The 13,303-nt window shown below is 28.4% G+C and carries 10 protein-coding genes, 1 riboswitch and 1 other annotated feature; of the genes, 2 read left to right on the forward strand and 8 right to left on the reverse strand.

Annotated elements, in window-relative coordinates:
• Nucleotides 1-175: 175 nt before the first annotated feature.
• The 4 genes from H8923_RS00345 to H8923_RS00360 all read right to left on the reverse strand — a co-directional run bounded on the left by H8923_RS00345 (nt 176) and on the right by H8923_RS00360 (nt 4,584).
• On the reverse strand, nt 176-1,579 hold the full coding sequence (locus H8923_RS00345; RefSeq protein ID WP_153972895.1) for a tryptophanase: 1,404 nt from the start codon (nt 1,577-1,579) through the stop codon (nt 176-178).
• 259 nt (nt 1,580-1,838) lie between these two features.
• A complete protein-coding gene (locus tag H8923_RS00350) occupies nt 1,839-2,669 on the reverse strand; it encodes a MetQ/NlpA family ABC transporter substrate-binding protein (RefSeq protein WP_153972896.1) in 831 nt (276 codons plus the stop codon).
• Nucleotides 2,670-3,040: 371 nt separating this feature from the next.
• Nucleotides 3,041-3,148, reverse strand: a riboswitch (SAM riboswitch).
• Nucleotides 3,149-3,262: 114 nt separating this feature from the next.
• Nucleotides 3,263-3,916, reverse strand: a complete 654-nt coding sequence (locus tag H8923_RS00355) for a hypothetical protein (RefSeq protein ID WP_153972897.1) — start codon at nt 3,914-3,916, stop codon at nt 3,263-3,265.
• Nucleotides 3,917-3,966: 50 nt separating this feature from the next.
• On the reverse strand, nt 3,967-4,584 hold the full coding sequence (locus H8923_RS00360; RefSeq protein ID WP_153972898.1) for a hypothetical protein: 618 nt from the start codon (nt 4,582-4,584) through the stop codon (nt 3,967-3,969).
• A gap of 137 nt (nt 4,585-4,721) precedes the next feature.
• Here H8923_RS00360 and H8923_RS00365 point away from each other — a divergent pair, with 137 nt between their 5' ends.
• Entirely contained in the window at nt 4,722-4,934 is a 213-nt protein-coding gene (locus H8923_RS00365; protein WP_187127795.1) for a hypothetical protein, read from the forward strand.
• A gap of 44 nt (nt 4,935-4,978) precedes the next feature.
• Here the strand turns inward: H8923_RS00365 and H8923_RS00370 are convergent, their stop codons facing one another.
• Nucleotides 4,979-5,764 (reverse strand): alpha/beta hydrolase, encoded by a 786-nt coding sequence (locus H8923_RS00370; RefSeq protein WP_153972900.1) that lies wholly within the window; start codon nt 5,762-5,764, stop codon nt 4,979-4,981.
• A gap of 403 nt (nt 5,765-6,167) precedes the next feature.
• Between H8923_RS00370 and H8923_RS17570 the strand changes: the two genes are divergently transcribed.
• Nucleotides 6,168-7,649 (forward strand): BclA C-terminal domain-containing protein, encoded by a 1,482-nt coding sequence (locus tag H8923_RS17570; RefSeq protein ID WP_207724079.1) that lies wholly within the window; start codon nt 6,168-6,170, stop codon nt 7,647-7,649.
• A 113-nt stretch (nt 7,650-7,762) separates the two neighbouring features.
• Here H8923_RS17570 and H8923_RS00380 read toward each other — a convergent pair whose 3' ends face one another.
• From H8923_RS00380 to asnA, 3 genes are all read right to left on the reverse strand, one after another.
• A complete protein-coding gene (locus H8923_RS00380; RefSeq protein WP_153971577.1) occupies nt 7,763-10,930 on the reverse strand; it encodes a DEAD/DEAH box helicase in 3,168 nt (1,055 codons plus the stop codon).
• Between the two features lie 216 nt (nt 10,931-11,146).
• Nucleotides 11,147-11,644: a lecithin retinol acyltransferase family protein gene (locus H8923_RS00385; protein ID WP_153971576.1), complete on the reverse strand. Its 498-nt coding sequence runs from the start codon at nt 11,642-11,644 to the stop codon at nt 11,147-11,149.
• 190 nt (nt 11,645-11,834) lie between these two features.
• Complete coding sequence (gene asnA / locus H8923_RS00390; protein ID WP_153971575.1) at nt 11,835-12,839, reverse strand: aspartate--ammonia ligase; 1,005 nt, start codon at nt 12,837-12,839, stop codon at nt 11,835-11,837.
• A 56-nt stretch (nt 12,840-12,895) separates the two neighbouring features.
• Nucleotides 12,896-13,146 (reverse strand) — a binding site (T-box leader).
• Between the last annotated feature and the right edge of the window lie 157 nt (nt 13,147-13,303).

A 13,303-nucleotide genomic window follows, 5' to 3' on the forward strand; every position in this document is an offset into this window, starting at 1 on the left:
AAATTCACCTCTTTTAAATTTTATATTATCGTGATATTACAAATCTATAGATTATTATTGAGATAATATTCTATAATACAAAAAGGATATGACATAAAACAAAATGATATTTATTTAAATTATCTAATGTTTTAAGTCATATCCTTATATTTACTAATTAGTTTATTCTATATAATTATTTAGCTAGTTCTTCAACTCTCTCTACAGGTCTAAGCTTTGAAGTAAAGTGGCGAAGAACCTTAGGTTGCCAAGTTATTTCATATCCTCTTATTTCATCAGCTCTTTCTTTTATAGCTATTATAGCATCGCAAACTACATCTAGATGAGCTTGAGTGTAAACTCTTCTTGGTATAGCTAGTCTTGTAAGTTCTAATTCTGCTTCTCTTTGTTCTCCGGTTACAGGATCATTATCTAACATGTATGATCCTATATCACAAGATCTAATACCAGCTTCTATGTATAATTCTACAGCTAAAGCTTGCGCAGGGTATTGATAGTATGGTATATGAGGAAGAACTTTCTTAGCATCTACGAATACCGCGTGCCCACCAACTGGAGATTGGAACGATATTCCTGCCTCTTCAAGTCTTGAACCTATGTATTCCATTTGACCTATTCTGTAATTTAGATAATCGTAATCTATACCTTCTTGTAGACCTATAGCTAAAGCTTCTAAATCTCTTCCTGCAAGACCTCCGTAAGATACAAATCCTTCAAATGGTATTGTACGAGCTTTTACATCATTGTACATTTCTTCATCATTTTTTATAGCTATTAATCCACCCATATTAACTATTGCATCTTTTTTTGAACTCATAGTTAATAAATCTCCATAACTAAACATTTCTCTAACTATTTCTTTTATACTTTTATCTTGGTATCCTTCTTCTCTAGTTTTTATAAAGTAAGCATTCTCTGCATATCTAGCAGCATCTATTACTACTTTTATATTATTTTTTTGAGCTATAGCATAAACGTCTCTCATATTTGACATAGAAACAGGTTGCCCACCTGCAGTATTATTTGTAACTGTCATTATTATAGCCCCAACATTTTCACTTCCATATTCAGATATAAGCTTTTCCATTTTTTCTATATCCATATTTCCTTTAAATGGAGCGAAAGTAGTTGTGTCTAAAGCTTCCGCTACTACATTATCTATAGCTTTAGCTCCAGTTAATTCAACATGAGCTCGTGTTGTATCAAAATGCATGTTTGATATTGCAACCTTTCCTTCACCTAATAGTAAAGGCATGACAACTTTTTCAGCAGCTCGACCTTGATGAACTGGTTGTATATATTCATATCCAAATACATCTTTAGCTGATTCTACTAATTTGAAAAAACTACTAGCCCCTGAGTATGATTCATCACCTAACATAAGTCCTGCCCATTGATTAGAACTCATTGCACCTGTACCACTATCTGTTAGTAAATCTATATATACATCTTCCGCTCTTAAAGCAAATAAATTATAGTTTGCTTCTTTTATTTTTTCTATTCTCTCCTCTTTAGTCGTCATTCTTAATGGTTCTACCATTTTTATTTTAAATGGCTCTGCTACATACTTTTTACTCATAGTATTTTCCCCCTTTTGAATTTTAACAACATCGTAGTTGCCTTACATGATAGATAGTAGTATGTTTTGAAAACGTTTTCAAGATATTTTTTAATATTTTTATATTTTCATCATAAAACTTGACTAATTTGTTGATATTACTTTACTACAAGAAAAAAATAAATAAAAGTCAAATTTTTTAATACATAGTATACTTGTATAAAAAAGCTGAAATATAAAATAATTTTATATTTCAGCCTTTTATCATTTTTGTATTTATTCAAAATGATGGTATTATACTACCTTGATATTTTTCTTCTATAAATGCCTTCGCTTCATTACTAGTTAAAGCTTCAGTTAATACTTTTATTTTTTTACTATCTTTGTTATCTTCTCTACAAGCTAGAATATTTGAATATGGTGAATCTATAGATTCTATTGAAATTGCATCTTTAGTCGGATTTAAATTTGCACTTAGAGCATAGTTAGTATTAATTACTGCCGCGTCTACATCTACTAATACTGATGGTAATTGAGGAGCTTCAATCTCTAGTAATTCTATATTTTTAGGATTTTCAGTTATATCTTTAACCGTTAAAAGATCTTTATTTTCAACTTTTAATAATCCATTATTAGCTAGTAACTGTATTGCTCTTGAACCATTTGTAGGGTCATTTGGTATTGCTATTTTTGCTCCATTAGCTAATTCATCTAACTTTTTTATTTTTTCTGAATAAATTCCCATTGGCTCTAAATGTACCTTTGCAGTATATGTTAACTTATATCCTTTTTGAGATACAGTTTCTTCTAAATACGGTACATGTTGAAAATAGTTGGCATCTAACGCCCCTTCTTCTAAACCTGTATTTGGGAGTACATAATCATCAAATACTTTTACTTCTAATTCATACCCCTTTGCTTCTACTAAAGGTTTTATTTCTTCTAAAATCTCTGCATGTGGAATTGCTGATGCTCCTACTACAATTTTTTTATTTTCAGATGAATCTGCTGCATCTACTGCATCTTTTTCCCCTTTACTTGAAGAACACCCTACTGATGATACTAATATAACTGTTGCCAACCCTAATCCTAATAATTTTTTCAATTTCATTTTATTTTCCCCCATTAAAATTTAATTTTTTTATTTTAACTTTTTGTAAGATAAATTGACTAAACCTTGTATTATTTGAACAATTATCAAAAAAGGTCTTTTGAAAATAGGATTTTTATATTAGTTTCATTTAGCAAAACTATTTTTTCTTCTCCTATTAATTTTCTAACCCTTTTCCATTATGCAATAAAACTTCTTCTGTTTCATCAATCTCCATCTTCCATTATTGTAACTCTTGCCATATTTGTTTTATCACCTCCATTTGATATTACAAATTCAAAATATCTGTCTTACTAGTTATACTTAATACTTTTGAAATGTATACAATAATAAAAGCCTGAGCATAAACTCAGGCTTTTAAAGCAAATTTATACTCATCTTTCAATTCTTGCGAATTGCAGGATTTAGCACCATGTATATAAAAATATACTGGTTGCCGGGTTTCATAGGGCCAGTCCCTCCACCTCTCTTGATAAGGAATTATTCTTTTTTATTATTTTAATTTTTTGTATATCTATGTTATTTATGTTATATGAACTTTAAATATATGTCAATATATTTTCATTATTTTTCGAATTTTTCAAATACATATACTATTTAGTAGTTTTTGTACTTGGTTCAGTAGTTGTTGTATTAGTATTTATTCCTAACATTTTATTCATATCTCTTATCATTTTATCAAATTCATTTGTTGTTTCATTTTCTAATTTAGTAGTATCATTTACAACATTTATAAATTCATCTTGGGTTTTATTATAAGCATCTTTAGGTATTTCATCTAGCTTTTTGATTCTAGCATCTATATCCTTTATTAATTTTTCACCTTCAGCTATAAGATCCTCATTTGCCGCTTTTAAATCTGCATCTTCAGTTTTAGCATCATTCTTTAATCCATCAACAAATTTCTGTAACTTTTCTCTACTGTCTTTATATGCTGCCTTTACATCTGCCAAATATTTCTCATTGCCTGGATACTCTTTATTTTTATAATTGTTGTTTACATCCTCTACTGTTCTATACATAGTATAATCATTTAGTGGTAATAAGTTATTACTATAAAGATCTGAATACTGTCTAGCATATTCAGTTGATTCATATTTATTTCCTTCTCCAGTGTTATTAGTAGTGTTATTAGTAGTGTTATTAGTAGTATTATTAGGTGTATCATCTGTTTTTCTATTACATCCAAAAGCACCTAATGCTACACTTAATGATAATCCTACAGCTAATATTTTTCTTAACTTCATTTTTACTTCCTCCTAGTTTATGTATTATTTTACTTACTTATTATTTTTAATTATTTGCTAAAATCTATACCTAATAAATTTTCAATTTCATCTAAAGTCTTCTCTAAGCTTTCTTCATTTTTAGTATCTTTTTCTAACTCATCAGCCAAATAACTAACTAAAACCTTTCTATCTCCTTTTATTAAATCATCGCTAATAGAATTAAGGCTATCTTCTTTTATAGTTATATCTTCTACAACTTTATTTAAATTTGAAACTAATGTATTATTTAAGCTTTGTAAAGTTGAATCTTCTACTTCTACCTTATTTATAGAATCTTCAAATGATTTTATATTATTTTTACTATCTGATAATAAGTTTTTATAATTTGAAATTAGTTCTTCATTATTAATGTTATGGTTTTTATCAAGTATGTCATCTAGATTTTCATCTCTTATATCTATAGGATCCAAGTATTTCTCATAATTTTTTACTAATAACGCCTTGTATTCCTCTTTAGATAATATTTTATTTTCATTGCTAATTTGATTTTCATTAGTATTTTGACTTATATTATTATTTTGATTTGTGTCTTTACTTATATCTTCAGTGTTTCTCTTAGTACAAGCAGACAAGTTCAAACTTAATATAAATATAAATAATATCACTATACTGTTTATTTTTTTCACAGTATCCCTCCTTTTTATTTTTATTAGTTAAAATTATTATTTCTAAAATTTACTTTTTTATTAAAATATATTTTTTCTTACTTATATTTAAAAATTTATATTATCCGGGTATAATTACTTATAGGAGTGTGATTTTTTTGAAAAATAATAACCAAATAAAAATAACTTATAAAAATGATTTTGTTAGGATAATTGAAAAAAATGGAATAAGAAATTTTTCTTCTTTGATTGAATGGATGGAAAGTTTTAATAATAACGAAAACGTCGGTCTATTAACTCTATCTGGAAGAGATCTTGGAAGTGCTATTTCTATAAGTAAAAACAATGTAAAATCTATTGAATTTATCTAAAAAGCGTATCACAAATATTAGTGATACGCTTTTTTCTTACTCATTTATGATATTTTTCTAGTAACAAAGTCTCTAAATTCTTTCTCTAATATGTATAAGTCCTTTTCTTCATAGTAAAAATGCCCTGAATTTGTTAGTCTTATAATTTTTTTATTATTCTCTTTATTGTTATATTCAAAGCTCTTTTCATAAGTTTTTATACTTTTATTACTTACTAATTCATCATTCATACAATGTACTATTAACATAGGTAAATTAACTTCATTTATTTTATTTCTAATCCTTCTTATAATCCTAAATAAGTCTATATAACGTGGAATCCAATTTATATATGTTAGCATATTACAATTACTTATACTAAATGCATTATATGCATAATTCGTTAAAGTATCATAATCTTTAATTATACCTAGGGCTATCTTAAAACTACTTATAATTATATTAAATTTCACTCTAATATTCAAAGGAGTTGATATTGCTACTATAGCTTTTATTTTTTTATTAAACTTAAAATAATAGTCTATTGATAATAATGCTCCCATAGAATGCCCTACAAGGATAATATTATCATATTTATCTACATACTTTTTTATTTCTGTTTCAACAGAGCTTTCCCATTTTCTTAAACTGCTATTTGCAAAATCTTCTCCTGTTCTCCCATGACCATCTAATAGTATTGCACATACCGATACATTATTATCAATAGCAATTCTTGATAAATTATTAAATTGATTTGGGCTTTCTAGTATACCATGAATAAATATTACCATAGTATTTGAATTTTCTAATTCTTCTACAAATGGACTATGTATATTTTTTTCCTTTACCATCTTCTTTGCTCCTTATAACAATAAATATACTACTAAAGTTCTTTATATTATAACAATATCCTACCATTTCATGGTGTATATTCTTTAAGTCATTGAATCCTTTTACGTTATATAAATACTAACTTGGTGTAAGATTAATTCTTCTAATTAGAGCTTTATTGTTTTCTACTATAAAATATCAATTATCTAGATTAATTTGTTTAATATTATAATATAAGTTAAATTAAAAATCTTAATTTTATTCAAAAACTTATTTTTGACCTATTTCAAAATAATTTTGTAATTTTATTAGACAAATTCTCTTAATATGTAACACTTTTTGCATCTACGAATATATTAAAGTATAGTTAATAACATTACTGTTAGCTATGAATTAAATAGAAAATTTGAGGAGGAGTAAACTTTGATATATTATAGAAATAATGACAACTATAGAAATAAGGGTGAAAGTCGTGGTTATGAGGATGATTATAATAACTATGACAGATATGATGATGATTACTATAAATATATAGATGAATGCAAACACGATGATTATTATGAAGAAAAAGATTGGAATGACAAAGATTATTGCAAGAAAGATTGCTGTAAAAAAGATTGGGATGACAAAGATCATTGCAAGAAAGATTGCTGTAAAAAAGATTGGGATGACAAAGATTATTGCAAGAAAGATTGCTGTAAAAAAGATTGGGATGACAAAGATCATTGCAAGAAAGATTGCTGCAAAAAAGATTGGGATGACAAAGATCATTGCAAGAAAGATTGCTGCAAAAAAGATTGGGATGACAAAGATCATTGCAAGAAAGATTGCTGCAAAGATGATTGTTGTAAATGTTGTGTAGGTCCAAGAGGTCCTAAAGGAGAAAAAGGTGAAAAAGGTGATAGAGGTCGCACAGGTGCTACTGGCGCTACTGGTGCTACTGGCGCTCAAGGTCCTATTGGTCCTCAAGGTGTTACTGGTGCTACTGGTGCTACTGGCGCTCAAGGTCCTATAGGTGCTACCGGTGCTCAAGGTCCTATTGGTCCTACTGGTGCTACTGGTGCTCAAGGTCCTCAAGGTCCTGCTGGTGCTCAAGGTCCTCAAGGTACACAAGGTCCTGCTGGTGCTCAAGGTCCTCAAGGTCCTACTGGTCCTCAAGGTCCTATTGGTCCTCAAGGTGCTACTGGGCTTCAAGGTCCTGCTGGTCCTCAAGGTGCTCAAGGGTTAGCTGGTGCTACTGGTGCTACTGGTGCTACTGGTGCTACTGGCGCTCAAGGTCCTCAAGGCCTTCAAGGTCCTGCTGGTCCTCAAGGTGTTCAAGGTCCTGCTGGGGCTACTGGTGCTCAAGGTCCTGCTGGGGCTCAAGGTCCTGCTGGTGCTACTGGCGCTCAAGGTCCTGCTGGGGCTACGGGTGCTACTGGGGCTACTGGGGCTACTGGGGTCCAAGGTCCTACTGGTCCTACTGGTCCTACTGGTCCTACTGGGGCTACTGGGGCTACTGGAACATCTGCTGTTGTTGCTAATGCAGATATCTATAGAACATCTGATATAACAGTTAATGTTGGTACTGCTATACCTTTCAATGCTAGTGATATTAGTGGTAGTGGTATAACATTTACAAATGGAAATAGTACTATACAACTAGGTGCTAATATGAGATTCTATGTAAGATATACAGTTACTTCAACAACAGGTATACCATTTGCAGTTGGACTAAGACTTAATGGTGCTGCAATCCACAGCTCATTATCTTCAACTCAAGCAGCAGATACATCTATAAGTAATGCAGCTATATTCTCTACTGGTAACGCTGGCGGTATTTTAGATTTATTTGTATTCTTTAATGTAGATCCAATAACTGTAGTTGGAATAGAAACTAGCCTACAAATAATAAGATTAGCATAAAATAACTTTTAATAAAAAACGATGAACTATTACTAGTTCATCGTTTTTCTTTTAATAATATTATCTATAAATAAAATCTATAATTATATCAACCTCTATCTATTAAAACTAATTTATTTAAATAAGTTTAATAATTCTTCATCAGATAAGCTTTTTAATACACTTCCATTAGATAAATTTCCATCCATCATATCATCTATTAATTGCTTTTTACTTTCCTGTAAATGAACTATTTTTTCCTCAATAGTTCCCTTTGCTATAAGTTTTATTACTTCAACAACATGTTTTTGACCAATTCTATGTGCTCTATCACTTGCTTGGTTTTCAACAGAAGGATTCCACCAAGGGTCAAAATGAATTACCGTATTTGCCGAAGTTAAATTTAGACCTGTTCCTCCTGCTTTTAAAGAAATTAAAAATACTTTCTTCTGATCACTTTCATTAAATTCCTCTACAAGCTTTATTCTATCTACAGCTTTTGTCTGTCCATCTAAATAACTATACTCTATTTTATTTTTAGATAATTTCTTGCCTATATTCTTAAGAACACTTGTAAATTGTGAGAATATTAAAATTTTATTATTTTGTTCTACGTATTCTTCTATAATCTCTAAACAAGCTTCAGTTTTTGCACTTTTACCTTTGTAATCATCTATAATTACACTTGGATCTAAACAAAGTTGTCTTAGCTTTGTTAGATAAGAAAGCACAGTTATTTTATCCTTTATATCCTTCTTATCTTTAAGCTTTTTCTGTACTTCTTCTACATATACACCATAAATTTTTCTTTGATCTTTATTTAGTTCTACTAAAAATTGTTTTTCAATCTTATCAGGTAATTCTTTTATAACTTGCTTTTTAGTTCTCCTTAATATAAAAGGCCTTATCATCATTTTTAAGTTTTCTATATGACTTTCATCCTTAATAAATATTGCATTAAATTTAGATACATTGTATAAGTATCCAGGCATAATAAAATCGAATATAGACCATAACTCTAATAAATTATTTTCTATAGGTGTTCCTGTAAGCGCAAACCTATTTTTAGCTTTGATAGATTTAACTGCATCTGTGCTCATAGCTGTTGGATTTTTTATATTTTGAGCTTCATCTATAATACAATAATCAAAGTTTATTTCTTCATATTTTTCTAAGTCATTTCTTAAAGATCCATAAGTAGTTAAGATAATATCATATTCTTCTATGTTGCTTATTACTTTTTCTCTCTCTTTTTTTACTGAATGGGCTATTCCTACTCTTAAACTTGGTGCAAATTTTTCAAATTCATTTTTCCAGTTATGTATTAATGAGGTTGGAGTTATGACCAAACTTTTCTTACCTTTTTTTGATAATAAAAATGCTATGGTTTGAATAGTTTTACCTAATCCCATTTCATCAGCGAGTATCCCTCCAAAACCACAGTAGTCTAACGTTTCAAACCAGTTTAATGCATCTATTTGATAATCTCTTAAATTTGCATTTAAATCTTTCGGTATTTCACTTTTTATTTTATTTATATTTTTAAATTTCTCTACAATATCTTTAGTCTTCTCTATTCCATTTATATAAGGTAATTTCTTTTCTGTAAGTAAGTCATTTAGATATAAGGCTTTACTTGTATGTATTTTCATGTCTTTTACGCTATTAGTAAATCCTAAACTTTCCATGAGCTTAAACATTTCTTTAGTTTCTTCATCTTCTAGACTTATAAAATTTCCATTCCCTAATTTATAAAACCTTTTGTTAACTTTAAAAGCGTCTATTATTTTTTTATATTCTTTTTCATCTACACCTTCAATTTCGAAATTAAAATCTAAATAATGATTAACTTCTTCACCTAGCCCTACTTTTATAGATGCTGAATTATAAATTTTTTTCTCCTTTAATTTATCTGAATAGTAAACTTCACCAATATTTTTTAACCTGTTTATTTCTGTACTTAAGAAGTCATATAATTGATAATCATTTCCTTTAAATACATACTTTCCTTTTTCCTCTTCAAAGTAGTAAGTATAAAGTCTGTATATTGCATCTTTTTCTTTGTCTATATCTTTTATTACAAACTTTCCTTCATTTTCACCTTCATACTCAAATTTAACATTACAAGTTATTTTACTTCCTTCTAAATCAAAATAATATTTTACTTGTAACTCACCTGATATATTATCTTCTATTTTTTCATCTATGAATACATTACTACAAATATTTTTTATCTTTGGTACAATATTTGTAAGTACTTCACTTACTTCATCCTTTGTAAAAGATATTTCTTTAAATTCATCTAGAACTTTATATAATTTATTGTAGTATATTCCGCTTTCAGAACTTAGTAAATATATATCCCCCTTATAAAAAATAACATCTCCTTTTTGAGATATAGGAACTGGTAACATTCCTTTACAATTAAGAAGTACTTGATCATTATCTATTTCTAAATTTATATTTATTGGTAATTCACCTTTTATTATTCTTGGATTGTAGTACATATTTCTAAATTTAAATTCAAAGTCTCTATATTGTAATGCTTCCATTATTCTTCTTACTTGCGGACCTCCTACAGTCATGTATCTTAACTCTCTTTTGGGAGCTATATATGAAAGTCCCATTCCGTATTCTTCAATCATATCAACTATTTTTTCATCTTCTTCTGAGAAGTAATTATTAACTGGATTATATACAAAATCTATTCCATACATTAAATCATTTGAATTTGCTCTCGCATAAGCAAAATCTCTAAGATTTTTTAGTACATACATCTTATCTATTCCTATTTTAAAATCAGCACTTATAGTGTTTGGTCCAACCATATCTAACTTTATATCTAGACTTACTTTTTCCTTAGGCTTACTTTTAAAATAATTTAATAAATCTTTATTAATAAAGTTTTTATTTCTTTTTACACTATTTTTATTTTTAACAACAAAAGTAGTTTGCTTTAAACTACTTATCACATCTGATTTTAACAAATTTATCACATATAAAGTTATTGCAACTATATGTTTACATATGGCTAAATGGCTTGATGTACTTCTAGACATACAATCCTGACAATCACATTTTCCCGATATTACCTTTTTATTTTTTAAGTCTATAACTATAGAACTATTGTAAACTCTATTTTGATATTCCGAACCAACATGTCCATCTATACTTAATGTCTTTTCTTCATTAGTATATTTCACTTCTTCTACATAACCATCTTTATAATAATCTGTTCCTCTATTTAATCTTGATTTATCTGTATTTTCTACGAGTACATCGTTTACTATTTTAAAGTCCATTCTCTCACCTATTTTCTTTATTCTAAATCTTATTATATACATCTTAATTATATCTATCAATATAACATAGCTATAATTATTTGATAATAAAATATTCTTATATATAATTAAACCGTATCACACTTAATTCTGATACGGTTTAATTATTTTTTATAAATTTATTTATAGCTTACAGTAGAAACAAATTACGCTACCTTAACTTTATCTTCAACAAATTTATTTTATCTCTACTTTCCCTTTAATAAATATCGCATCTAGAACTAAATTTACCTGATAAGATTGGCTAACTCCAGTTTTACACCACACTGCAAAATATTCGCAATTATTAAATCCTAAATTAAATCTTCTTTCACCAATTCTACTTCTTGCTCTTTTTACGGTATCTTCTGGTGAATATATTTTATAATTAACTATATTCTTTAACTTAAGTAACATATACATTGCATACGCATTTTCTTTATGACCTCTATTTAATCCTTTTCCTCTAACTCTCTTTATTGGCTTTGATACTTTTTGTGGAAATTTATATACATAATATCTATTAGAATTTCCTAAGAATTTTTCCATATTAGTCTCATCTATATACATATTTCTTAGAAAAAAATCCTCATCTTTACCAGCATAATGGATTACATGATTCTCATCTACATATATACCAAAATGATTATATATACCATGATTAACACATATTACATCTCCATACTCTGGCTTCATCTATATCCCTCCTTATCCAGTAGTTATATAGATATTTTATGATTTTTATTTGTATCTTGTTAATAATCTATGCCATTATATAAATCTAAAATAAAATTGGCTGGTATCTGGAGAATTAACTCCATATCCCAACCAATTCTTATCTATACTATATAAATATTTCAAATTTATATTTAATAAATAACTGTTTTTATAATAAATGTACTCCAGCTAATCTACACTCTTCAATCATTTCTTTAGGCCATATACCTACTTGCACTTCACCTATATGAGCTTTGTTTAAGAAATACATACAAATTCTAGATTGACCTATTCCTCCACCTATTGTATATGGTAATTCTCCATTTAATAGCGCCTTGTGATATTCTAATTCTTTTCTATCTTCACAGTTTGATATTTTTAGTTGTCTTTCTAGACTCTCTTCATCAACTCTTATTCCCATTGAAGATAACTCTATAGCATTATCTAATATAGGGTTATAGAATAATATATCACCGTTTAACTCCCAGTCATCATAATCAGGGCTTCTTCCATCATGTTTTTCACCAGTACTTAATGTCTTACCTATCTGCATTAAAAATACTGCTTTCTTTTCCCTAACTATAGCATCTTCTCTTTCTTTTGGTGTTAAATCTGGGTACATATCCAACAACTCTTGAGAAGTTATAAATGCTATTTCCTTTGGTAAAGGACATCTTACTTCTGGGTATATACTGTGTACATGCTCTTCTGTTTCTTTGAAAACTTTATATAAAGATTTTACAACTTCTTTTAATGTATTTACTGTTCGGTCTTCTTTATTTATTATTAGTTCCCAGTCCCATTGATCTACATATAAAGAATGAAGGTTATCTAATTCTTCATCTTTTCTTATAGCGTTCATATCTGTGTATAGACCTCTACCTACTTGGAAACCATATTTTTTAAGAGCCATTCTCTTCCATTTAGCTAAAGAATGTACTATCTCTGCATCCTTTTTTAAATGAGGTACTTCAAAGCTAACAGGTTTTTCTACTCCGTTTAAGTTATCATTTGTTCCTGTTTCCGGTAATACAAATAATGGTGATGATACCCTTGTAAGTTTTAATGCTTCCCCTAATCTATTTTCAAAAAAATCTTTTAAATCTTTTATTGCTTGCTGAGTTTCTATTACTCCTAGTCTAGTTTCATATTTTTCTGGTACTATTAAACACATTTTAAACCACTCCCTCTTTATTGTATTTTTGTATAAAAAAAGCCTTTCATCCCTACAATAGGGACGAAAGGCTAATCTTCCGCGGTACCACCCAAATTAACTTTAACAAAAGTTCAACTTTATTAGTGTACTATATTTATACACTACCAATTTGATAACGGTTTGGTTCCGACTAAGTCTACTCTCTTTTAAGATTTCGGTTAGTAGCTCAGGGAGGTTCTTCATTATAAATCTTGTACTGGACTCACACCATAACCAGCTCGCTTAGACTCAATATTATAATTACTCTTCCCTTCATAGCTTTTCGTATTTTCTGTAAATTCTTAATAGTAATAATATACTATTAATTAATATAAGTCAATAATATTTTTATTATTTTTCATATAATTAATTTCTATATATATAATTACTTAAGGTATCAAAAAATTATTTTATAATTATTTTTTTTATATAGCATTTTAATA

Origin of the sequence: Romboutsia faecis (assembly GCF_014323405.1) — a bacterium.
Taxonomy (GTDB): Bacteria; Bacillota; Clostridia; order Peptostreptococcales; family Peptostreptococcaceae; genus Romboutsia_E; species Romboutsia_E faecis.